The sequence below is a fragment of the Sphingopyxis sp. EU05-FHT14B03 genome (genome assembly GCF_058790875.1).
This window is the reverse complement of sequence record NZ_JBYTDC010000003.1, coordinates 661,873-685,072: the sequence shown is the minus strand read 5'-3', so window position 1 is coordinate 685,072 and position 23,200 is coordinate 661,873. Positions and strand designations below refer to the sequence as shown.

Below are 23,200 nucleotides of genomic sequence, written 5' to 3'. Positions count from 1 at the left end.
AAATCTCACGCAAAGGCGCAAAGGCGCAAAGAAAAGGTCTCACACAAAGACACAAAGATGTCGCGCCTGGTCGGCTGGCGTCGGCTCGTCGCCGCAGGCGACATTTTCAAAGGCGCTTCGCGCGATCCTCGCGCCGCGCCCGTGGCGTGCGCTGCCCTCTTCGCGCCTTTGCGCCTTCGCGTGAGATATTCATGGCGCAGCGCGCGGAGGCATAAGTCAGCCTGTCGTCACCAACCCCGCTTGGCGTTGGGCGGCGTCCACCCTACATGGGGCGCCGATGCCGCCCGATACGCAAACTTCCGCCGATGCGGCCAAGGAACCGCCGGTGCTGGACACGCTGCGGCGCTTCCTGCCCTATCTCTGGCCCGCCGGGCACACCGAGCATAAGGTCCGCATCATCGCCGCCGGGCTCATCGTGCTCGCGTCGAAGGGCGTCCAGCTGTCGATGGGGTTCCTGTACGGCGCCGCGATCGACAAGATGGCGCCGGGGATGGAGCAGGGCGTCGCGCTCGCGATCGGGCTGGTGCTTGCTTATGCCGGGGCGCGTTTTGCCGGGGTGCTGTTCGACAATATGCGCAACGTCGTGTTCGAACGCGTCGGGCAGGATGCGACACGCGAACTGGCGATCGCGACCTTCACCCATTTGCACGCGCTGAGCCTGCGCTTCCACCTCGCGCGGCGGACCGGGGAGGTCACCAAGGTGATCGAGCGCGGGACCAAGAGTATCGACACGATGCTCTATTTCCTGTTGTTCAACATCGCGCCGACGATCGTCGAGCTGGTCGCGGTGCTGATCATCTTCTGGACCAAGTTCAGCTTTGGTCTCGCCAGCGCGACCGCGCTGATGGTGATCGTCTACATCATCTTCACCCGCAAGGTGACCGACTGGCGCAATGCGCTGCGCGTCCGCATGAACGACCTCGATACCCTCACCGTCGGGCGCAGCGTCGACAGCCTGCTCAATTACGAGACGGTCAAATATTTCGGCGCCGAGGAGCGCGAAGCGGCGCGCTATCGCGACGTCGCCGACCAATATGCCAAGGCCGCGGTGAAGAGCGAGAACAGCCTCGCCTGGCTCAACATCGGGCAGAGTTTTGTCACCAACGCCGCGATGGCGGGGGCGATGGCGTACACCGTCTGGGGCTGGTCGAAGGGGCAATATCAGGTCGGCGACGTGGTGCTGGTCAACACCTTGCTCGCGCAGCTGTTCCGCCCGCTCGACATGCTGGGCATGGTTTACCGGGTTATCCGCCAGGGGCTGATCGACATGGAGGCGATGTTCCGCCTGATCGATACGCCGAGCGAGGTCCGCGACGCCGAGGGCGCGTGGCCGCTGGTGGTGAACGGCGGCGCGGTGGCGTTCGAGAATGTGGTGTTCGGTTACGAACCCGACCGCACGATATTGAACGGGGTCAGCTTCGCGGTCGGCGCGGGCGAGACGCTGGCGATCGTCGGGCCGTCGGGCGCGGGCAAGTCGACGATCGCGCGATTGCTCTTCCGCTTCTATGACCCGCAGGGCGGGCGGATCACCATCGACGATCAGGATATTGCCAAGGTCACGCAGAAAAGTCTGCGCGCCGAGATCGGCATCGTCCCGCAGGATACGGTGCTGTTCAACGACAGCATCGGGTACAACATCGCCTATGGCCGCGAGGATGCGAGCGCCGACGACATCACGGCGGCGGCCGAGGGCGCGGCGATCGACACCTTCATCGGCATCCTGCCGCAGGGCTATGACACCGAGGTTGGCGAGCGCGGGCTGAAGCTGTCGGGCGGCGAGAAACAGCGTGTCGCGATCGCGCGCACGCTACTCAAGAACCCGCCGGTGCTGATCCTCGACGAAGCGACCAGCGCGCTCGACAGCCGCACCGAGGCGGCGATCCAGGACACGCTCGACCGCATCGCCGAACGCCGCACGACGCTGGTGATCGCGCACCGCCTGTCGACGGTGACGGGGGCGGACCGGATCATCGTGCTCGACAAGGGCCGCGTGGCCGAGACGGGGACCCACGAGCAATTGCTGCGAATGCGGGGGCTTTATGCCGATATGTGGGCGCGGCAGCAGGCGGAGAAGGAAGAGGGAACGGTTTAGGCCGCACAATCCTTCATCACCGTGGCATGCCAGCTCGCATCGGTTGGAATATCGGCGCCCTTGAGATGCGGCTTCAGCAACTGGAGCAGTCGGGCGGCGAACTGGCCGTAGTGATCGGGAACATTGCCGCTACCCGACGTTATTTGGCCCGCCTTGCGCCGTTCGAAACTGAGGGTGGTGCCATCAAGGACGCCGTCGCTGCTGCCGGCATATCCTTCGGTTTTGGCGTCGAACCATGATGCGAACCGGCGATAATCGTCGGGCGGCAGTGTGAAGGTGCGGCGATTCATCGCTAAGGGCGCGCGAAAGTCGCAGGCATCCCCTGATAGTGTCACAAGTTCGACGGCAACCAAGCCCGCCGGTTGATTGGATGGAATTAGCGAGAGCGCGTAACTGTGCGGGTTCAGCGACGGCTCGATAACGATGCGAAAGGAATCGGGCGCGTCCTTTGATGCCGCCGGGAGCGCTGCGAACAGTGCTGCCGATTCCTCGAAGCCCAATTCCGATCCTATATTGGTCAATGGGCCAACATGGGTGCGTGTCGCCTCGCGGTACCGCAGGTCGGCCTGACGCCGGTCCCACCAATCCGATCCGACCATGAAGGCGATGAAGAGCAACTGCATGGCGACCAAGGCGGTGGTCACATACCCGACACCGTGCAGGATCCGCAGCCAGCGCGGTTTTTGCGCCGACAGGGGCGTGGGTGTGGTCATGGCGTCCGGCTTTCGGATCGTGCGATATAAGGTCTCATAGCGGAGTCGCGGGGAACAGGCCATGCTCAAAGGCGTACGGGCTGACCTGTCCTGAAATCGGCGCCCCACCGTCAACAATATTTACAAATTTGTAAGCAATTACCGCCATTTCGGCAGCAATCGTCCCGCCTGTCCGGCGGCGCTTGCGGCGGAAGGTGGGGATTTTGATCAGGCTGGCCATGTGCATCGCGATCGAGCACGATCCGTGGCTCGTTGCGCTCGCCGTCGCGATCTGCGGCGTCGGTGCCTTTGCCATCGTACAGATGTTCGAACGCGCGCGCGATGCGGAGCGGGCGCAGGGGATCGCCTGGGCGTTCCTCGTCGCCGTCGCGGCCAGCGCGACGATCTGGTGCACCCATTTCGTCGCGATGCTCGCCTTTGAAGCGAAAGCCCCCGTCACCCTCGATCCGGTGTTGACGATCGCCTCGCTGATGGTCGCGATAGTCGGATCGTTCATCGGTTTCGCGGTCGCCGCGTGGGGCCGCGACGATATTTTTGGCGCGATCGGCGGCGCGCTGTTCGGCGGCGCGATCGCCGCGATGCATTTTACCGGCATGACCGCCTATCGCGTCGACGGCATCGTCGCCTGGGACCAGAATTATATCGCCGCCGCGGTGATCAGCGGCATGGTCTTCGCCGCAGCCGCGCTGACCGTGCTGCGCACGCAGCGGGCGATGCGCCATCGCGTCCTGCTCGCCACGACGCTGATCGTGCTCGCGATCGCCTCGCTCCACTTCCTCGCGATGACGGCGATGCGCATCACCCCGATGGCGCTCGACCAAACACCGCTGCGCCCGGCCGAGTTCAATGCGCTGGCGCTTGCGACGGTGCTGGTCGGCGGCATCGTGATCGCCGCCGGCGTGTTCGCCGCGATGCTCGACCGGCAGACGCGCTCGGAGGCGATGCGCGAGCTGACCCATATGGCGATGAACGACGCGCTGACCGGCCTGCCCAACCGTACCGCCTTTCGCGCCGAACTGGCGCGGCAGATCGGCGCCGCGATCGTCAATGGCGAGCGCGTCGGTCTCTGCGCGATCGACCTCGACCGCTTCAAGGAAATCAACGACGTCCACGGCCACAAGGCCGGCGACGAGGTGCTCGCGCGGATCGCGCAGCGGATGCGCGATGCGCTCGGCCATAATGAATTTGTCGCGCGGCTGGGCGGCGACGAGTTTGTCGCACTGACGCGCTTTACCGATCGCGCGCAGCTGACGGCGTTCGCGGCGCGGCTCGATGCCGAGCTGAAGGCGCCGCTGATTCTGGCGGATTTCGAGGCGCGGCTGGGCGCGAGCATCGGCATCGCGGTCTTCCCCGACGATGCCGCGACCGCCGAGGTGCTGGCGAACAATGCCGACCTCGCGATGTACCGCGCCAAGGCCGACGCCGCGCCGGTACCGTGCCATTATGATTCGCAGCTCGATGAGGCGATCCGCGACCAGCGCGAACTCGCCGCCGACCTGCGCCGCGCGATCGACCGCGACGAACTCGACGCCCATTACCAGGTCCAGACCTCGGTCACGAGCGGGGCGGTCACCGGCTATGAGGCGCTGCTGCGCTGGACCCATCCGCAACGCGGCGCGATCCCGCCCGCGGTGTTCATTCCGATCGCCGAATCGAACGGCTTCATCCTCGCGCTCGGCGAATGGGTGCTGCGCCGCGCCTGCGCCGATGCGGCGGCCTGGCCGCACCAGTCGAAGGTCGCGGTCAATGTGTCGCCGCTGCAGCTGGCGCACGCCGACCTGCCGCGCCTGTTCCACCAGGTGCTGATCGATACCGGCCTGCCGCCGCGGCGGCTGGAGATCGAGCTGACCGAGACCGCGATCATCGCCGACCGCGACCGCGCGCTGCACGTGCTGCGCCAGATCAAGGCGCTGGGCATCGGGGTCGCGCTCGACGATTTCGGCACCGGCTATTCGTCGCTCGAAACGCTGCGCGCCTTTCCGTTCGACAAGATCAAGCTCGACCGCTTCTTCGCCGCCGAGTTGGAAGGCAATATCCAGTCGACGGCGATTTTGCGAGCGGTGCTGGCGCTGGGCAAAAGCCTGTCGATCCCGATCCTGGCGGAGGGGATCGAGACGCGCGAACAGCTCGAGGTGCTGCGCCGCGAGGGCTGCGACGAGGCGCAGGGTTTCCTGATCGGCCGCCCGGGCCGCGGGGTCGCGCTGGCAGATGCGGGCGGAGGCGTGGGCGCACAGGCCGCCTGACGGGTCGCCCGTCACGTTTTTTGCGCCGCACAACTTGACCCGCCGTGCCCGCGCCCCGTACGCAAGGAGCATGCCGCACGACACTTCTTTGATCGGAACCGTGGTCGCGGGCTTGGGGGTCGCCTTTTTGATGGGCGCGCTGGCGCACCGGCTGCGCATTTCGCCGATCGCGGGCTATCTGCTCGCCGGGGTGATGGTCGGGCCGTTCACCCCGGGTTTCGTTGCCGACACCGGGCTTGCGATGCAGCTCGCCGAGATCGGCGTGATCCTGCTGATGTTCGGGGTCGGCCTGCATTTTTCGCTGAAAGACCTGTTGTCGGTGCGCAAGATCGCGGTGCCGGGGGCGGTGCTGCAGATCGCGGTGGCGACCGCGCTGGGGATGATGCTCGGGCTGTGGCTCGGCTGGTCGATCGAGGGCAGCGTGGTCTTCGGCCTCGCGCTGTCGGTCGCCTCGACGGTAGTGCTGCTGCGCGCGTTGCAGGCGCGCGACATGGTCGAGACCGAAAAGGGACGGATCGCGGTCGGCTGGCTGATCGTCGAGGACCTCGTCATGGTGCTCGCGCTGGTGCTGCTGCCCGCGATGTTCGGGGCGCGCGGCGACGAGGGAACGAGCGCGGGGCTGCTGCAATCGGCGGCGATCGTGCTGGTCAAGGTCGTCGGTTTCGCCGCCTTCATGTTCGTGATCGCGCGGCGGGTGCTGCCCTGGGTGCTGCACTGGGTCGCGCATTCGGGATCGCGCGAGCTGTTCCGGCTCGCGGTGCTGGCGATCGCGCTAGGGGTCGCGTTCGGCGCGGCGGTGATTTTCGACGTGAGCTTTGCGCTCGGCGCCTTCTTTGCCGGCATGATCCTCGGCGAGACGCAGCTGTCGCGCCGCGCCGCCGAGGAAACGCTGCCGCTGCGCGACGCGTTTGCGGTGCTGTTCTTCGTATCGGTCGGCATGCTCTTTGACCCCAAGGTGCTGATCGAGCAGCCGGGGCCGGTGATCGCGACGGTCGCGATCATCGTCATCGGCAAATCGGTCGCCGCCTATGCGCTCGTCCGCGCCTTCGGCCATGATTCGCGAACCGCGCTGACCGTATCGGTCAGCCTGGCGCAGATCGGCGAATTCTCCTTCATCCTCGCGGGACTGGGGGTCGGGCTCGAGGTGCTGCCCGAAACCGGGCGCGACCTGATATTGGCGGGGGCGCTGCTGTCGATCCTGTTCAATCCGATCCTGTTTAGCCTCGCGGTGCGGCGGATCCGCGCCGAGCAGCCCGATGCGGCGGAGGAGCCGGTCGAGGCCGAAGCGGCGCCCGCGCCGTGCAACGCCGGGGTGGTGCTGATCGGATATGGCCGCGTCGGCAGCCATATCGGCTCGCTGATCTGCGGCCGCGGCGAGGGGCTGACGGTGATCGAGGACCAGAAGGACATGGCGGCGGCGGCGAAGCAGGCCGGGGCGACGGTGATCGTCGGCGACGCAACCAAGGAAAGCATCCTGCGGCAGGCGGGGATCGAGGACGCCTCGACCCTGCTGATCGCGATCCCCGAGGGGGTCGAGGCGGGGGCGATCGTGCGCCGCGCGCGAGCGATCAATCCGAAGCTGCTGATCGTCGCGCGCGCGCATTCGGACGAGGAGGTGACCGACCTGGTGCGGCGCGGCGCCGACCATGTCGTGATGGCCGAACGCGAGACCGCGTCGCGGATGGCCGAACGGGCGATGCTGGCGCGGGCTTAGCTTCGCGTCTCATCCTACCTTTGTCATCCCCGCGAAAGCGGGGACCCAGTGAGGGGTAAGTCGACTTACGCACTGGGTCCCCGCTTTCGCGGGGATGACGATATTTGAGGATCGATCCCGATATTGAGGAGGTCGGGGCTTCCCCCACTCCCCCAAACTTCCTATCGCCCCGGCATGACCGCCGACGCGCTGCTCCCCCTCCTGAAATCGACCTTCGGCTTCGACCATTTCCGTGGCCGTCAGGGCGAAGTCGTCGACCGCGTCATGGCGGGCGAGCGCACGCTCGCGGTGATGCCGACCGGCGCGGGCAAGTCGCTGACCTATCAGCTGCCCGCGGTCGCGCTGCCCGGCTGCGTCGTCGTCGTGTCGCCGCTGATCGCGCTGATGCACGACCAACTGCGCGGGGCGCGGGCGGCGGGAATCCGCGCGGCGGCGCTGACCAGCGTCGATGCCGATTTCGCCGAGACGCGGCAGCGCTATCGCGACGGCGACCTCGACCTGCTTTATGTGGCGCCCGAACGCGCGACCGGCGAGGGGTTTCGCGCGCTGCTCGAGGCGCGCAGTCCGGCGCTGTTCGCGATCGACGAGGCGCATTGCGTCAGCGAATGGGGGCATGATTTCCGCCCCGACTACCGTCTGCTGCGGCCCTTGCTCGACGCTTTCCCGGCGGTGCCGCGGCTCGCGCTGACCGCGACAGCCGACAAGCATACGCGCGAGGATATCCTCGTCCAGCTCGGCATCCCGGCGGGCGGACTGATCCTCGCGGGGTTCGACCGGCCGAACATCCGCTATGCGATGCGCGGGCGCGTCACCCCGGCGCGCCAGCTCACCGATTTCATCACCGCCAACCCGGGCCCCGGCATCGTCTATTGCCCGACGCGCAGCGGGACCGAGAAGCTGGCGAGCCAGCTCGCTGCCGCTACCGGGCGCAAGGTCGCGGCCTATCACGCCGGGCTCGATCCCGAAATCCGCGCGCGCGTCCAGCATGATTTCGTCGCGTCGGAGGACGGCATCGTCACCGCGACGGTCGCCTTCGGCATGGGGATCGACAAGCCCGACGTGCGCTTCGTCGCGCATGCCGGGCTGCCGAAATCGATCGAGGCCTATTATCAGGAAACCGGCCGCGCCGGCCGCGACGGCGACCCCGCCGAGGCGCTGATGCTGTGGGGGGCGACCGACTTCGCGATGGCGCGGTCGCGATTGGACGAACTGCCCGAGGCGCGCGTCGCGGGCGAGCGGGCACGCCTGAACGCGCTTGGTGCGCTGGTCGAGACACCGGCGTGCCGCCGCGCCCTGCTGCTCCGCCATTTCGGCGAGGACCCGCCCGAGCGCTGCGGCAATTGCGACAATTGCCTCGAACCGCCGAGCCGGATCGACGCGACCGAACTGGCGCGCAAATTGCTCTCGGCGGTGTATCGCACCGGGCAGAGCTTCGGCATCGGCCATGTCGAGGCGGTGCTGACGGGGCGTAGCGACGAACGGATCGTCAGCCGGGGCCACGACAAATTGTCGGTGTTCGGCATCGTCGCGGGCGAGGAGGCGCGGCTGATCAAGCCGCTGGTGCGCAGCCTGATGGCGCGCGAGGCGCTCGCCACGACCGAACATGGCGGGCTGATGCTCGGCCCAGCGGCGCGCCCGGTGCTGAAGGGCGAGGCCGAGGTGCTGATGGCCGAACCGCCGGTGAAACGCACGCGGCGCGAGCGCGGCGGCGCGGGCGGGGCGCCGAACCCGGTCGGCGACCCGCTGTTCGACGCGCTGCGCAGCGTCCGGCGCGAACTCGCGGCCGAGGCGGGGGTGCCGCCCTATGTCGTGTTCCACGACGCGGTGCTGCGCGCGATGGCGACCGAAAAGCCCGGCACTTTGCACGCGATGGGGGCGATCCCGGGAGTCGGTGCCAAAAAGCTCGAGGCGTGGGGCGATGCGTTTCTGGCGGTGATCAGGCAGTTTTGATCCGCGCGCCGCGCGCCAGGCAAATCGAAACCGGCCTCTCGGCCCGATCCCATCACGATTGACAGGGACCCGCGACCGCCGCATCAGGCGCGCAGGGTCGCGGCCGATGGAGCCTGCCATGCTGCGCTATGCCCTGCCGATCCTTCCCGCCCTGTTGCTCGCCGTCCCCGCCGCCGCCGCCGCCGAGGAAACACCGGTCGCCTATGGCGACGCGGCGCGTTGCGGGGTGCTCAACAGCCTGATGGGGGTGCTCGTCGAGGGCGATGCCGAAGCGGTGCGGACGCGCGAGGCGATGGCGCTGACCTGGTTCGCGCTCGCCAGCGACCGATCGGCGTTGAGCGACGCCGAGCAGACCGCCGCCTTCGATAGGGTGCACAAGGAAGAGGGCGAAGCCGTGGTCGCGCAGCCCGCCGAAGGCAGCGCGCGGGCCGATCACCTGATCGGCCGCATGACCGCGTGCGACAAGCTGCGCCGCGCCCATCTCGACGCCTATCGCGACATGGCCGAACTGCTCGCGCTCGCGGCACCCGAAAAATTCGCGGACGGCGCCGCGCTGGAACGGCAGGGCAGGGAACCGCCGCCGATCCCGCGCAAGGATTTGAGCTTCGGCGACGGCTGGACCTTTCAGTCGCGCGGCAACAGCTGCATCGCGACGCGGGCGCTGGCGAAGGATCTGACGCTCGCGCTGCGCTTCACCAATTTCAACGATGGCAATATCTGGCTGAGCGGCAAGGCGCTGCCACGCATCGACGAAGGCAAATCCGAGGCGCTGTCGGCGCAGCACGAGAAGGGCGCGAGTGCCGGCGAGGATGCCGAAGGCAATCCGCGCGATCGGTTCGATCCCGGCGTCACCTACGCCAATTTCCCGGGCACCGCGATCTTCGTCGATGGCGCGGTGGCCGCGCGCTTCATCTATGGCGCGACCGAGGACGGCGCGACCGATTACAAGCTGGGGGCGCTGCAGGAATATTATTGGCCGACTCTGAAGGCCGGCCGGACGATGCAGGTCAAGGTGCTCGGCAAGGAAATGGGGGTGGTCCAGCTTGCCGCCGCAGGCGGGCTGTGGGCCGAAATGCAGACCTGCATCGACCAATATCCCGACGGCTAGGCACGGTGGCGCCGCCGCGCGCCGTGAGCTAGCAGACGGCGATGGCGGCGCTGGACATAATCGACCCGATGATTCGCGGCGGCGCGATTGCACTGTTCGCGCTGTGGATCGCAATTTTGGTGCGCGACCATCGGGCCGTCCTGTCGGCGCGGGTCGCGATCGCGATGAACGTCGCGATCATCGCCTATCTGCTGGCGCGCGTCTTGAATCCCGATCAGCCGGCGCGCTTTCCCTATATTTTGTGCGATGCCCTGTCGGTGATGGTGCCGGCGCTGTTCTGGCTGTTTGCGCGGCTGTGGTTCGACGACCGGCAACGGATCGGCCGGCGCAGCTGGCTGCTGGTGCTCGCGTTCGGCGCGCTGCCGCTGATCCAGGCCGTGCTGATCGCCGGGACCGGCCGGTTCAGCTGGGAGATATGGGTGCTGGTACGGATCGGCATGTTCGGTTTCGCGGTGGCGGGCATGTGGATCGCGTGGCGCGGGCGCGCCAATGATTTGATCGAAGCGCGGCGGGCCTTCCGCCTCGGCGTCGTCGGGGCGATCGGCGGCTTCATCCTGCTCGTCACCTTTGTCGAGATGTTCCGCAATCGCGACATGAGCCATGACCTCGGCCGGTCGGTGACGCTGGTCGCGATCTTCGTTGCGACCTTCATCGTCTCGGTCGGGCTGTACCGGTTTCGCGCCGCCGAACTGTTCGCGGGTCCCGATGCGCGCGCCGAACCCGATGCGGTCGCGCCGCCCGCTGCGCCGTCGCCGCTGGCGCAGCGACTTCGCGCGGTGATGGCCGAGGAGCGCGCCTATCGCGCCGAGGGCTTTTCGATCGCGATGCTCGCGGCAGGACTCGGCGAGCCCGAATATCGCGTGCGGCGCGCGATCAACGGCGAGATGGGCTATCGCAACTTCACCGCCTTCCTGAACGGCTTCCGGCTCGACGAGGTCCGCGCCGCGCTCGCCGACCCGGCACAGCGCGAGGTGCCGATCCTGACGATCGCGCTCGACGCGGGTTTCGGCTCGCTCGGGCCGTTCAACCGCGCGTTCCGCGACGCCGAGGCGATGACGCCGAGCGAATATCGCAGCGTCCGACTCGCCGATTCCGGAATCGGCTAGCCATTTTCCGACATCGGGGAGCGGGGCATCTGCTGCCGTGCTGAAAGGCGGGCATCCAATCCAGACAGGATGCCCCGATGCTCGACGCCTTTCCGCCGCTCGCCAATCTGGTCCACAAAGGGCCGGTCGTCTTCGCCTTCGACTTCGGTCGCTACCTGGTCGCCGCCGCGCTGGTCGCGGCGATCGTCTGGGGATTGCGGCGGAGCAGCCTCAGGACTCGCAAGATCCAGGCGCGCGAGGCGACGATGGCCGACAGGCGCCGCGAATTCGCGCAGTCGGTGCAGACCGTCGCGGTCTATACCGTCGTGTCGGCGTTCATCATCTGGGGCGTCGATGTCGGGGTGCTGCACCGGTTTGAGGGCAGCTATGGCTGGGCCGGCGACCTCGCGCTGCTCGCGGCGATCATCGTCGCCCACGACGCCTATTTCTATTGGGTGCACCGCGCGATGCATCATCCCAAGTTGTTCAAGGCCTTCCACCGCGCGCATCACCGCTCGATCACCCCGACGCCTTGGGCGGCGTACAGTTTCGCGATTCCCGAGGCGTTCGTGATGATCGCCTTCGTGCCGATCTGGCTCTTCTTCGTGCCGACCCCGGGCTGGGTGATGCTGAGCTGGATCCTGTTCCAGATCCTGCGCAACGCGATGGGGCATGCCGGGTTCGAGCTCCACCCGCGCTGGTGGCTGTCGACGCCGTGGACGCGCTGGATCAACACCACGACGCACCACGACCTCCACCACAATGGCGGCTTCAACAAGAATTACGGGCTCTATTTCACCTGGTGGGACAAGATGATGGGGACCGAGCACCCGCGTTATGCCGAGCGTTTTGCCGAGGTGGTGGCCGGCGACCGCGCGGTGGGCGCGAAACCCGCCGACTCAGGCGCAACAGCGGTGGCCGCCTGAACCGAAACCGCCTTCCCGGGCGAGGGGTTCGGGGAGAAGGCAGTGGGCCTCCCGCAAGGCGGGCCTGCTTCAGGGAGCCTGGGGGCGCGGATCGCGTCCCCAGGCTTTCGCGCCTTTCGGGCTATGGGTGGGGACGCCCCGGTGGCGAGATGACCGAGACGATGTCGCTGCGCAGCGTCCAACCGAGCCGTTCGTAAAGCGCCTTGCCGTCGGCGGTGGCGACCAGCAGGCATGTGGTGACGCCGCGGGCAACGGCGCGGCGACCGAGTTCGGCCATGATCGCCGAGCCGAGCCCGCGGCGAGCGAACGCCGCTTCGGTGACGATCTGGTCATAGACGGCGGTGCGGCCATGGATGCCGAGAACGCCGCGCGCGGCGAGCGACCCGTCGCCATGCCTGGCCACCGCCTCGAAACGGTCGGTGCTTTCATCGACTTCGATCGCAAAGCCGGGCGTGGGCAGTGCCGCCGGCATGAGGGCGTCGGTCGCCATCAGCCACATCGCGTCGCGCGGCTGCCAGCGCGGCGGAATATGGGGGAGAATGGCGTCGCGCGGCGCGGCAATGTCGACATAGATATGGGACGCCGCGACAGCGGCGAACGCATCGGCGGCCGCCTCCCCCGACACATTCCCCAGAATGAAGCGGCCGGCCTGATCGGGCTTGCCGACATCGAACCACAGCGCCGGAGGGGTGGTCGCGGCAACCGGATCGCCAAAGCCGCGCGCCGCGCAATAGCCGAAGGCCCATGTGAAATGATCGTCCATGGCATCGACCATAGGTAAAGCGCCGGGCAAGGAAAGCGGCAACGCAGCTTCCCGCTTGTCAGCGAGCGGGCGGCGGGAGTAGATCGGCGCCATGAGCGATTTTCGAACCCTGTCCGCCGACTATAGCGTCGCCCCCCAGATTACACTCGAGGACGTGGCCGAGGCCAAGGCCGCGGGCTTCGCGATGATCGTCAACAACCGGCCCGACGGCGAGGAGCCCTCGGCACCGCAGGGCGACGATATCGCGCATGCCGCGGCGGCCGAGGGGCTGGCCTATGCCGCTATCCCGGTCGGCCATGCGGGCTTCAGCCATCCGCAGCTCGACGCGCTCGACACCTTGCTCGGCGATGCGACGGGGCCGGTCCTCGCTTATTGCCGCTCGGGCACGCGATCGACGCATCTGTGGGCGCTGACCCGCGCGCGCGCCGGCGACGACGTCGATGCCATCGTCGAGGCAGCGGCGAATGCGGGGTATGACCTGAGCGGGCTGCGGCCGATGATGGACGCGCTCGCGGGCGACAAATGACGCTGGCGGACCTCATCCAGTTGGGCGCTTCGCTGGTCGCGGTGCTGTTCGTCGCCTGGCTGGTCAAGGCCATGGGACTGGGCGCCGATCCGCGCATTGCGGACGAGGCGCATGCGATCCGCCTCGCCGAAGAGGCCGAGGCGGGGTTCAGGGGCGTCGAGGTCGCGCGTGACCGGGCGGGTTTCGCGGCGATCGTCCGCGATGCCGGGGGGCGCCAGATGCTGGTCCGCGCGCATGGCAATCATTTCGCGGCGCGCCCGATCGACGCCAGCGTGACCGGGCGGCTCGACAAGGACTTTCTGATCCTGACGATGCCCGAACGCACTTTCGGGACGGTGACGCTGCAATTGGGGAAGGACGCGGGGATGTGGGCCAGCCGGATGCGCGAGATCGCCCGTGGATAAGCTTCCCGATCCCGTCGTCTATGCGGTGCCCGCCTTCATCCTGCTGCTGATCGCCGAGATGATCGTTTCGCTGCGCCGCGACAAGAGCCGCTACGAAGCGCGCGACACGCTGACCTCGCTTATGCTCGGTACGGTCAGCCAGGTCGCGGGTGCGCTCGTCGGTGCGGCGGTCGTCGGCATGTCGGTGTGGGTGTATCAGTTCCACCTGTTCGACATCGGCCTCGAATTCAGCAGCTGGTGGTGGGCGTGGATCCTCTGCTTCTTCCTCGACGATCTGGCTTATTATGCCTTCCACCGCAGCGCCCACCGCGTCCGCTGGTTCTGGGCGAGCCATGTCATCCACCACAGCTCGCAGCATTATAATCTGTCGACCGCGCTGCGGCAGACATGGACGGGCTTTTTCAGCCTGACCTTCCTCTTCCGCCTGCCTTTGTTTTTGATCGGCTTTCCGCCCGCGATGGTGTTCTTCTGCGCGGGGCTGAACCTGATCTACCAGTTCTGGATCCATACCGAGGCGATCGGGCGGATGCCGCGCTGGTTCGAGGCGGTGATGAACACCCCGTCGCACCACCGCGTCCATCACGGCGTCAACCCGCGTTACCTCGACGCGAACTATGCCGGCGTGTTCATCATCTGGGACAAGATGTTCGGCAGCTTCGTTGCCGAACGCGACGACGAGCCGGTGCGTTACGGCATCGTCAAGCAGCTCGGCAGCTTCAACATCCTGTGGGCCGCGGTCCATGAATGGGTCGGCATCGCCAAGGATGTCTGGCACGCGCCGTGGAAACACAAGCTCAGCTACATGTGGCGCGAGCCCGGCTGGAGCCACGACGGCAGCCGCGCGACGAGCGCGATGATCAAGGAACGCTGGGCGGCGGGGCGGCCGGTGGAAGAGCCGGCGGAGTAGGCATCGTCGCCCCCGCGAAGGCGGGGGCCATTGGCGGTCTTGGTCATCGACGAAGGCGTAAACTTCCAGCGGTCCCCGCCTGCGCGGGCGTGACGACTAGGGTCTTGCTTCGCCCGTTAATGACATTCATGTAAGCACCCGGCGACCGCCCGCAGGCGGCGCGAGGGGAGCGGTATATGGATCAGTTCGACATCATCGTCATCGGCGGCGGCAGCGCGGGGAGTGCGGCGGCGGGGCGGCTGGCCGAGGACGGCACGCGCAGCGTGTGTCTGGTCGAGGCGGGCGGCACGAACGATATCATTCGCGTCAAGACACCGGGCTTCATGCCCTTCATCCCCGAGGCGTCGAACTATCGCTACGACACCGTTGCGCAAAAGGGGCTGAACGGCCGCATCGGATATCAGCCGCGCGGGCGCGGCCTCGGCGGGTCGAGCGCGATCAACGCGATGGTCTATATCCGCGGCCACCAGTTCGATTACGACCAGTGGGAGGCGCTCGGCGCGACCGGCTGGAGCTATGCCGACGTGCTGCCATATTTCAAACGCAGCGAGGGCAATGAGCGCGGGGCGGATGATTTCCACGGCGGCGACGGGCCGCTCAATGTCATGGACCAGCGCTGGCCCAATGTGACGAGCCGGCGCTTCGTCGAAAGCGCGGCGGCGCTGCAACTGCCGCGCACCGCCGATTTCAACGGACCGAATAACGAGGGGTTCGGCCTTTATCAGACGACGCAAAAGGCAGGCGAGCGCTGGTCGGCGGCGCGCGCCTATGTCGAACCGCTGCGCGGGCGCGCCAATCTCGACATTCGCACCAAGGCGCTGGTCGAGAAAATCCTTGTCGAGGACGGGCGCGCGACCGGGGTCGTGATCCGGCGCGGCGGCCGGCAGGAGACCCTGCGCGCGCGGGGCGGGGTGATATTGTCGGCGGGGGCGTTCAACAGCCCGCAGATCCTGATGCTGTCAGGGATCGGGCCGGGCGCGCATCTGCAGGAGCAGGGCGTCGATGTGGTCGCCGAACGCGCCTCGGTGGGTGCAGACCTGCAGGATCATATCGATTATGTGTCGAGTTGGGAGACGCGCTCGACCGATCCCTTCGGCGACAGCCTCGGTGGCAGCTGGCGGATGCTCAAGGCGATTGTCGAGCACCGGCTGAAACGCACCGGCATCATGACGACCTGCTTCGCCGAAGCGGGCGGCTTCTGGAAATCGCACCCCGACCTGCCCGCGCCCGATATCCAATATCATTTCGTGCCCGCGATGCTCGAGGACCATGGCCGGACCAAGGTCAAGGGGCATGGCTTTTCGATCCACGCTTGCGTGCTCCGCCCGGAGAGCCGCGGCACGGTGCGCCTCGCATCACCGGACGCCGCCGCCGCGCCCGCGATCGATCCGGGCTTCCTGACCGACGACCGTGACATGGCGACGCTCCGCGCCGGGGTGCGGATGATGCACCGCATCGCCGCCGCGCCGCCGCTGTCGGACTATGCCGGCGCCGACCGGCATCCGGTGGACCTCGCCGACGATGCCGCGCTCGACGCGCTGATCCGTAGCCGAGCCGACACCGTCTATCATCCGGTCGGGACGTGCCGCATGGGCAGCGACGATGCTTCGGTGGTCGACCCGACGCTGAAGGCGAAGGGCCTCGACGCGCTGTGGGTCGCCGATGCGAGCATCATGCCGCGGCTGGTCAGCGGCAACACCAATGCGCCGAGCATCATGATCGGCGAACGCGCGGCGGATTTCGTGAAGGCGGCTTTGGCCTGACGTTCCCCGGCGAAAGCCGGGACCCGGAGAGCTGGCGCGGCGTCGCATGGGCCCCGGCTTTCGCCGGGGAACGGGAGCGCTAAGCGCAAGCCTCCGCCAGCACCCGCCCCGTCTCCGTCAGCCCATAGAGACTGCTCGGCGGCCGTCCGTCGACCACCTCGCGCACGACCAGCCCATGCTTGCCGAGCGCCGTCAGTCCCTGCGACAGCGCGCGCGGGGTCGCGGGGGCGAGCAGCCGCGACAGCGCGTTGAAGCGGGCGTGCCCGGCGTCGATGCCGGCGACCAGCGGCAGCCCCCAGCGCGTCGCCGCGCCGGGCGGCAGGCCGATTGCCGTCTGCGCCTGTGCGATCGTCGCGGCGCGCAGTGCGGCGGCGGCCCCGCTTTCGGTGAGGATATATTCGGGGCGCAGCGGGTGGCCGTGGCCGGGATTGCGCTGCACCCAGCCGATCGCCGCCGCCGCCTCAAGCGTGCGCGTCAGGCTGTCGCGCGCGAGCGCGAGCCGGTTCACCAGTTCGACGAACCGCGCGCCGCGGTGCGCGGCGAGATCGGCGAGCAGCGGGACCAGCCAGCGGTGGCGGGTCAGCTGCGCGAGCAGGGGATCGGGAACGCTTGACGGCATTAGCTAGTAACTATACAAATCAGACTATCGAAGCAAGCGGATTGGGTCTTGGGTTCCAATTCATAGGGACCGTCATTGCGAGGAGCCGCAAGCGACGCGGCAATCCAGAGCGGGCGTCAGTCGCCCTGGATTGCTTCGCTTCGCTCGCAATGACGAAGTCCTGGCCAGATAGGGAGAAATGACAATGGCGTTGAAGATCGGGTCCGAACTCACCTGTTCGATGGGGGTCAAGGACATGACCGCGTCGATCGCCTGGTACGAGCGGGTGATGCTGTGCGAATTGCTCTACCGCGCCGACGAGATCGGCTGGTGCGAACTCAAATCGCCGATGGCGGGCGTGAACATCGGGCTGAGCGAGGTCGAGACGGTGGTGCAAGGCGGCGGCGCGACCAACGTCTTCGAGGTCGAGGATATCGAGGCGGCGAAGGCGCATCTCGATGCCGAAGGGGTACGGCAGGACGGCGATATCCAGCATATTCCGGGGTTGGTGAAGCTGCTCACCTTCTACGACCCCGACGGTAATGCCTTCATGTTTTCGCGGTCCGAGGCGGGCGCCGGCTGAACGCCCGATAGAGCAACCCCCGCCGCATTGCTGCCGCGGGGGTCGCGATGGGTCCGTCTTCAAGCCCGGGCCCGACTCGCTCATTCTTTCGTCCGAGCGGAAATCCGCAACGCGACGCGTGCGGCGACAGGTACGCGGGCGCTGGCTATTCGGGAGGATTCCGCCGCGGCGAATCGGGGGCTTTCGCAGCCGCCCCGTGCGCCGGCTGCGGCGCAGCAAAATCCCGCACCGCGCTTTTCCGGGCTTTTGCGCGATGGCTTATGCTGCGCACAAAAAAAGAGGGCCGGGACTTGCGTCCCGGCCCAGCCTTTCAGGCTCTCCCCTCCTGAAACTCTTGATGGTTGAATGCCATATTAATGTCATGATGGAAAGGCCTAAATTTGCATCACCACTGCCTATTTATTGTGCGCCTGCGAAGGCGGGCCGCCGCGAACGGCAACCCGCCCCGATCGTCTAGAAGCTCTGGCGCGCGGTGATGCCGAAGGTGCGCGGCTGACCAACGGTATAGCCGAGGCGCGCCCGGCCGCCGCGTTCGCGGTCGAACGAGAGCAGGGCGTTTTCGTCGAGCAGATTGTTGACATAGACGCTGAGCGACAGGCCGCTTTCGAAATCGACCCCGGCGCTGAGATTGACCAGCTGGTAGTCGGGCAGTTCAAGGTCGACCGTCGTCGCGGCGTTCGCCGGGGCGCCGCCGAAAGGCAGGCCGTGGACGAAGGTGCGCGGGTTGTTTTCCTGATCCGCGGGCTGGGTGTAGCGCGCGCCGACATGCTGGAACGACGCCGCGAGATAGGCCGACGCGCTGTCCGAGACCGGGAATTCATAGCTGCCCGATGCCGACAGCTGAAACTTCGGAACCGAGGGCAGGCGGTTGCCTTCGCGGATGCCCGTCGCGGTGGCGAGTACGCCGGGCAGGGTGGTGTCGAACTCGGCCTCGATCAGGCTGCCCGACAGGTTGAGGTCGAGTCCGTCGATCGGGTTCACCCCGAGCTCGACCTCGACCCCCATCGAATGCGCCTTGGGGACGTTGAAGACGATGCGCGACGAGCAGCTGCCGGCGTCGAGCGTGACCTGGAGGTTGCGGATGTCGTTGTAGAAGGCGGCGGTGTTCAAGGTGAAGCCGCGGCCCTTCGACTTCACGCCGACTTCATAGTTCCACAAGGTCTCGTCATCATAGTCCTGGAAGCCGCCGAACAATGCCGCGTCGCTCGGCGAGCAGAGCGGCAGGTTGAGCGGATCGTTGACCCCGCCGAGGCGGAAACCCTTCGACGCCTGTGCATTGACCGACACATTGTCGGCGACGTCGTAGCTCAGCAGCACGCGCGGACTGATGCCGTTCGAGCGCGTCTTGTCGCGGCGGCGGTCGCCATTCGCGAACAACCCGCCGGTGACGAAGCGCCGCGTCTCGACGAAGTCGTAATAGCGGCCGCCGACCGTGACGTCGAAGGCGTCGGTGATCGAATAGGTGCCTTCGCCGAAGATCGCGAGCTGCTTGATCTTATAGGGCAGGTCGGCGTTGTACGGCGAGTTGGCGGGGAAGCCGTTGGCGACCGCCGCCGAGGTGCCCGCGCCGAGCGTCGCATCGGTGAAGGCGTCATAACCGGGGGTGGGCAGACGCTGGCGATAGAAGCGGTCGGTGCTCGAATAGAAACCGCCAAACACCCATTGGAAGGCGCTGTCATAATCCGATGCGAGGCGGACTTCCTGCGTGAAGGTCTTGAGGTCGGTGGTGTCGACGAGGGCCGATGGCAGCAATACCCCGGCGGTCGGGAAACCGAGGTCGACCGAGACCGAACCGGTCAGCGCGCTCGCGTCGCGGCTGACGAGGATGTCGCGGTTGGTGTAGCTGGTCACCGAGGTGACCGAAACGCCGTCGAGCTTGGCGTTCATCACCAGGTCGGCGATCAGCGTCTTGTCCTCGAACGCTTCGCGCAGCAGCAGATATTGCTCGCGCTCGTCATAGGTCACCTGCGGGCGCGTGGTGGTGAAGCGGTTGCCATAGAGATTATAGATGTCCTGGCGGTTGAAGCCGTCGGCGGTCACCTTTTGATAGACGATGCGCGGGGTGATGGTGACGTCGTCGACGGGTTCGAAGGTCACCGCGAGGCGCCCGCCATAGCGTTCGCCGCTGTTGACGTCGTTGCCGCCCGCGGGGCCGACCGCGTTGATGAAGCCGCCGTAGCGCGTGTAATAGCCGACCGCGCGCACCGCCGCCTTGTCGCCGAGCGGGACGTTGATCGCGCCTTTCAGATGACCCCCGATATCGTCGCCGTCGACGAGGTTGAGGTTCGCCTCGACGCTGCCTTCGGTCACGCCGAGCTTGGGCTGGTTGGTGATGTAGCGGATCGTGCCGCCGACCGACCCCGACCCGAACAGCGTGCCCTGCGGCCCGCGCAGCGTTTCGACGCGGTTGAGGTCGAAAAGGTCGATGTCGGGGGTGAAGAGCGAGAGCGAGATGACGCTTTCGTCAAGATAGACGCCGACCTGTTCCTTGACGCCGGGCTGGTCGCGCACGACCTGTCCCGCCGACACGCCGCGGACAGACACCTGGCTCTGGCCGGGGCCGAGGTTCTGCACCGACAGGCCGGCGACGTTGCGCGACAGATCCTCGAGCGTCACCGCCCCCGACCTCTGGATGTCGGCGGCGGTCTGCGCGTTGATCGAAAAGGGGATGTCCTGAAGATTGGCGTCGCGCTTGGTCGCGGTGACGATGATGATGTTGCTGTCGTCTTCCTCGGCGGCGGCGTCCTGCGCGGCGGCGGGCGTAACGAAATTGGCCAGCGCGAGCGTCGAAAGCCCGGCCAGCAGCATAGTGCGAGCATGCATGATGTTTTCCTCTCTGAGCAGCGCGGGACTATCTTGTCCCGTCGCGGCGAGAGGAGTGCGCCTCTTGTCACAAATGCGCAATGGGGTCCGAATCGCGCGTAACAAAATGTCGGCGCGCTGTTGCATTGCTGCCACATACCGACGCGCCAGGCCGCCCGGATGCGTCGCCTCTAGGCCGCTGGGCCGTAAGCAAAAAAAGGCCGGAGACCTGGTCCGGACCCGCTGCCGCCCCGGCCGCCATCGAAAAAAAAGGCCGGGGACAAGCCCCGGCCAGTGGTTCGCAGGAGGAACCTGGGTTGGACCCCGCCGCCTTTTTAAAGAGGAGAGAGCGGCGGCGGGTGTCCAGTCTCGTCAATAATTATAGGCACGCTCGCCATGTTCGCCGAGGTCGAGGCCTTCGCGCTCCACCTCTTCGCTGACGCGCAGGCCGGTCAGCGCCTTGGCGATGTAGATCGCGATCGCTGTGCCGATGGTCGACCAGATGATGGTGGTGACGACCGCCATGACCTGCGTCGTGATCTGCGGGCCGAGGGCATAGTCTTCGCCCGCCGGGCCGCCGAGCGCGACCAGCATGGTGAAGGCGGTGCCGATCGCGCCGACCATGCCGCCGACGCCGTGGATGCCGAAGGCGTCGAGCGAGTCGTCATAGCCGAGCTTGGCCTTGAGCTTGGTCACCGCGAAGTAGCAGACGACCGAGGCGATCGCGCCGAGCAGGATCGCACCGAACGGACCGGCGTTGCCGGCGGCCGGGGTGATCGCAACGAGGCCGGCGATGACGCCCGAGCAGAAGCCGAGCGCCGAAGGCTTGTGGCCGCTGACCTTTTCGGCGAGCATCCAGACGAGCGCGGCGGCGGCGGTGGCGACCATCGTGTTGATCATCGCGAGGCCCGCCGAGCCATTGGCTTCGAGTGCCGAGCCGGCGTTGAAGCCGAACCAGCCCACCCACAGCAGGCCGGTGCCGATCATCGTCATGGTCAACGAGTGCGGCGCCATGATTTCCTTCTGGTAGCCGATGCGCTTGCCGAGGATGATCGCGGCGACCAGCGCCGAGACGCCGGCGTTGATGTGGACCACGGTGCCGCCGGCGAAGTCGAGCGCGGCCGGCGTGTCGGTGCCGAACATGCCGCCTTCGAAGAACAGGCCGCCGCCCGCCCACACCATGTGCGCGATCGGGAAATAGACGATGGTCAGCCAGATCGCGCCGAACACGAGCATGGCCGAGAATTTGAGGCGCTCGACGACCGAGCCGAGGACCAGCGCGAGGGTGATCGCGGCGAAGGTCATCTGGAACGAGATGAACACATATTCGCTGATCACTTCGTCGGTGAAGGTCGCGCCGGTCGAGTCGGCGGTGACGCCCGACAGGAAGAATTTGCCCCAGCTGATAAAGGCGTTGCCCTCGGGGCCGAAGGCGAGGCCATAGCCGTAGCTGACCCAGATCAGCATCGCGAGACAGGCGGCGGCGCCGACCTGCGTCATCGTCGACAGCATGTTCTTGGTGCGCGTCAGGCCGCCGTAGAAGAGCGCGAGGCCCGGCAGGATCATCAGCAGGACGAGGACGGTGGCGGTCATCATCCAGGCGTTATTGCCCGGGTTGGCGACCGCGGGTGCGGCTTCGGCGGCGGGCGCCGCGGCGGCGGCTGCCGCTTCCTGCGCCCACACGGGCAGCGCGGCGAACAGTGCGAGGCCCGTGGCCCCGGCGGTCGCCGCAAATTTGTTTGCGAACGTCATTGCTTCCCCCTTTATCATTACAGAGCCGCCTCGCCGGTCTCGCCGGTGCGGATGCGCACGGCCTGACCGACGTCGAGGACGAAAATCTTGCCATCGCCGATCGACCCGGTTCCGGCGCTTTGCTGCAGCGTTTCGACGACCCGCGGTGCGAGCGCGTCGTCGCAGACGAGCTCGATCTTCACCTTCGGCACCATGTTGGTGGCATATTCCGCGCCGCGGTAGATTTCGGTCTGGCCTTTCTGACGACCGAAGCCTTTGACTTCGGTCACGGTCATTCCGGCAATGCCCAAGCCGGTGAGGGCTTCGCGCACCTCATCGAGCTTGAACGGTTTGATGATAGCCAGGATCAGCTTCATGACGCCCCCTTGTGATTATTGGCAGATGTTGCACTGCAACAGCCGTGCCAAATTGCGCGGGCGGGGGATGAGTTAACATTTTGTGACGAATTGGCGCGCGCAGGCGACCGATTGAGTCAGCGGAATGGGCAGGCGAGGCAGCGCCATGCCTAAATTATGGGCAGGGACGTAACCCGCCCGCCCCTTAGGGGAGGGGCTTTTCCAGGCTATCCCGCCCGCTCGAAGCGCGCCCAGATCGGCAGATGGTCGGACGCGCGCGCCGCGAGCGCGCTGCGGTGCACCCCGGCGTCGACCGCCTGCAGGTCGGGCGAGGCGAAGATGCGGTCGAGTTTCGCCACCGGGCGGCGGCTGTGGAAGCTGTGGCCGGTGTCGACGAGGCGATGGCGTTCGCCGAAATCATGGAGGCAGCCGCCCTGGTTGCGCCATTCGTTGCAGTCGCCCATCAGGATCGTCGGCAGGTCCTCGCCCGCCGCGAGGTGATGGAGGATTGCGCGCGCCTGTTGCCGGCGGCGCAGCCCCGAAATGTCGAGATGCATGCCAACGACGCGCAGCCGCGTGTCGCCGATGCGCACCGTCGCCGCGACCGCGCCGCGCGGTTCGAGCGTCGGCAGGTGGAGCGCGTGGCTTTCCTCGACCTCGGCGCCCTTGCGCACCAGCAGCGCATTGCCGTGCCAGCCGATGGCATAGGGACGCCCGCCGAGCAGGTCGACCGGCACATAGTCGCTATGCTCCTCGAACATATGCGGCGGGATCGCGCTGGCGCGGGTGCCGAAGCGGCGGTCGGCCTCCTGCAGCGCGACGATATCGGCGTCGAGTTCGCGCAGCACCGACAGCACCCGCCCCGGATCGCGGCGCCGGTCGAGACCGATGCCCTTGCGCATATTGTAACTGGCGACCTTGATCATGGCGGGCGTT

Annotated in this window: 20 protein-coding genes; 12 read left to right on the top strand and 8 right to left on the bottom strand. The window is 67.0% G+C overall.

Annotated elements, in window-relative coordinates; all coding sequences use genetic code 11:
- Positions 1 to 277 precede the first annotated feature (277 nt).
- Positions 278 to 2,092: an ABCB family ABC transporter ATP-binding protein/permease gene (locus tag AC3WS4_RS19855; protein WP_492737657.1), complete on the top strand. Its 1,815-nt coding sequence runs from the start codon at positions 278 to 280 to the stop codon at positions 2,090 to 2,092.
- On the opposite strand, the gene AC3WS4_RS19850 is transcribed toward AC3WS4_RS19855, so the two are convergent.
- Positions 2,089 to 2,805, bottom strand: coding sequence for a hypothetical protein (locus AC3WS4_RS19850; RefSeq protein WP_492737655.1), 717 nt, complete (start codon positions 2,803 to 2,805; stop codon positions 2,089 to 2,091). The two genes, AC3WS4_RS19855 and AC3WS4_RS19850, sit on opposite strands and share 4 nt — an antisense overlap.
- Positions 2,806 to 2,839: 34 nt before the next feature.
- Positions 2,840 to 3,025 (bottom strand): hypothetical protein, encoded by a 186-nt coding sequence (locus AC3WS4_RS19845; protein ID WP_492737653.1) that lies wholly within the window; start codon positions 3,023 to 3,025, stop codon positions 2,840 to 2,842.
- On the opposite strand from AC3WS4_RS19845, the gene AC3WS4_RS19840 reads away from it, so the two are divergent.
- From AC3WS4_RS19840 to AC3WS4_RS19815, 6 genes are all read left to right on the top strand, one after another.
- Positions 3,024 to 5,048, top strand: coding sequence for a putative bifunctional diguanylate cyclase/phosphodiesterase (locus tag AC3WS4_RS19840; protein ID WP_492742944.1), 2,025 nt, complete (start codon positions 3,024 to 3,026; stop codon positions 5,046 to 5,048). The genes AC3WS4_RS19845 and AC3WS4_RS19840 overlap by 2 nt on opposite strands.
- A 70-nt stretch (positions 5,049 to 5,118) precedes the next feature.
- Entirely contained in the window at positions 5,119 to 6,762 is a 1,644-nt protein-coding gene (locus tag AC3WS4_RS19835) for a cation:proton antiporter domain-containing protein (protein ID WP_492737649.1), read from the top strand.
- A gap of 174 nt (positions 6,763 to 6,936) precedes the next feature.
- Positions 6,937 to 8,712, top strand: a complete 1,776-nt coding sequence (gene recQ, locus AC3WS4_RS19830) for a DNA helicase RecQ (protein ID WP_492737647.1) — start codon at positions 6,937 to 6,939, stop codon at positions 8,710 to 8,712.
- A 118-nt stretch (positions 8,713 to 8,830) separates the two neighbouring features.
- Positions 8,831 to 9,820 (top strand): hypothetical protein, encoded by a 990-nt coding sequence (locus AC3WS4_RS19825; RefSeq protein ID WP_492737645.1) that lies wholly within the window; start codon positions 8,831 to 8,833, stop codon positions 9,818 to 9,820.
- A gap of 41 nt (positions 9,821 to 9,861) precedes the next feature.
- Entirely contained in the window at positions 9,862 to 10,926 is a 1,065-nt protein-coding gene (locus tag AC3WS4_RS19820; protein ID WP_492737643.1) for an AraC family transcriptional regulator, read from the top strand.
- A gap of 77 nt (positions 10,927 to 11,003) precedes the next feature.
- A complete protein-coding gene (locus tag AC3WS4_RS19815; protein ID WP_492737641.1) occupies positions 11,004 to 11,831 on the top strand; it encodes a sterol desaturase family protein in 828 nt (275 codons plus the stop codon).
- A 121-nt stretch (positions 11,832 to 11,952) separates the two neighbouring features.
- On the opposite strand, the gene AC3WS4_RS19810 is transcribed toward AC3WS4_RS19815, so the two are convergent.
- A complete protein-coding gene (locus tag AC3WS4_RS19810) occupies positions 11,953 to 12,594 on the bottom strand; it encodes a GNAT family N-acetyltransferase (RefSeq protein ID WP_492737639.1) in 642 nt (213 codons plus the stop codon).
- Positions 12,595 to 12,685: 91 nt separating this feature from the next.
- On the opposite strand from AC3WS4_RS19810, the gene AC3WS4_RS19805 reads away from it, so the two are divergent.
- The 4 genes from AC3WS4_RS19805 (at position 12,686) to AC3WS4_RS19790 (ending at position 16,194) form a co-directional block, all read left to right on the top strand.
- On the top strand, positions 12,686 to 13,120 hold the full coding sequence (locus tag AC3WS4_RS19805) for a TIGR01244 family sulfur transferase (RefSeq protein ID WP_492737637.1): 435 nt from the start codon (positions 12,686 to 12,688) through the stop codon (positions 13,118 to 13,120).
- The gene (locus tag AC3WS4_RS19800) at positions 13,117 to 13,524 is read left to right on the top strand and encodes a hypothetical protein (RefSeq protein WP_187139618.1); all 408 of its coding nucleotides are present in this window, start codon (positions 13,117 to 13,119) and stop codon (positions 13,522 to 13,524) included. The genes AC3WS4_RS19805 and AC3WS4_RS19800 overlap by 4 nt, the downstream gene beginning before the upstream one ends.
- The gene (locus tag AC3WS4_RS19795) at positions 13,517 to 14,431 is read left to right on the top strand and encodes a sterol desaturase family protein (RefSeq protein WP_492737635.1); all 915 of its coding nucleotides are present in this window, start codon (positions 13,517 to 13,519) and stop codon (positions 14,429 to 14,431) included. The genes AC3WS4_RS19800 and AC3WS4_RS19795 overlap by 8 nt, the downstream gene beginning before the upstream one ends.
- A gap of 176 nt (positions 14,432 to 14,607) precedes the next feature.
- Positions 14,608 to 16,194, top strand: a complete 1,587-nt coding sequence (locus tag AC3WS4_RS19790; RefSeq protein WP_492737633.1) for a GMC family oxidoreductase — start codon at positions 14,608 to 14,610, stop codon at positions 16,192 to 16,194.
- Between the two features lie 79 nt (positions 16,195 to 16,273).
- Here the strand turns inward: AC3WS4_RS19790 and AC3WS4_RS19785 are convergent, their stop codons facing one another.
- Positions 16,274 to 16,813, bottom strand: coding sequence for a winged helix-turn-helix transcriptional regulator (locus AC3WS4_RS19785; protein ID WP_492737630.1), 540 nt, complete (start codon positions 16,811 to 16,813; stop codon positions 16,274 to 16,276).
- 184 nt (positions 16,814 to 16,997) lie between these two features.
- Here AC3WS4_RS19785 and AC3WS4_RS19780 point away from each other — a divergent pair, with 184 nt between their 5' ends.
- The gene (locus AC3WS4_RS19780) at positions 16,998 to 17,375 is read left to right on the top strand and encodes a VOC family protein (RefSeq protein ID WP_187139614.1); all 378 of its coding nucleotides are present in this window, start codon (positions 16,998 to 17,000) and stop codon (positions 17,373 to 17,375) included.
- A 453-nt stretch (positions 17,376 to 17,828) separates the two neighbouring features.
- Here AC3WS4_RS19780 and AC3WS4_RS19775 read toward each other — a convergent pair whose 3' ends face one another.
- The 4 genes from AC3WS4_RS19775 to AC3WS4_RS19760 all read right to left on the bottom strand — a co-directional run bounded on the left by AC3WS4_RS19775 (position 17,829) and on the right by AC3WS4_RS19760 (position 23,190).
- Entirely contained in the window at positions 17,829 to 20,198 is a 2,370-nt protein-coding gene (locus AC3WS4_RS19775) for a TonB-dependent receptor (protein WP_187139613.1), read from the bottom strand.
- Positions 20,199 to 20,549: 351 nt separating this feature from the next.
- On the bottom strand, positions 20,550 to 21,929 hold the full coding sequence (locus tag AC3WS4_RS19770) for an ammonium transporter (protein ID WP_492737623.1): 1,380 nt from the start codon (positions 21,927 to 21,929) through the stop codon (positions 20,550 to 20,552).
- Between the two features lie 17 nt (positions 21,930 to 21,946).
- Positions 21,947 to 22,285, bottom strand: coding sequence for a P-II family nitrogen regulator (locus AC3WS4_RS19765; RefSeq protein ID WP_003043080.1), 339 nt, complete (start codon positions 22,283 to 22,285; stop codon positions 21,947 to 21,949).
- 206 nt (positions 22,286 to 22,491) lie between these two features.
- On the bottom strand, positions 22,492 to 23,190 hold the full coding sequence (locus tag AC3WS4_RS19760) for an endonuclease/exonuclease/phosphatase family protein (protein WP_056342578.1): 699 nt from the start codon (positions 23,188 to 23,190) through the stop codon (positions 22,492 to 22,494).
- Positions 23,191 to 23,200: the final 10 nt, after the last annotated feature.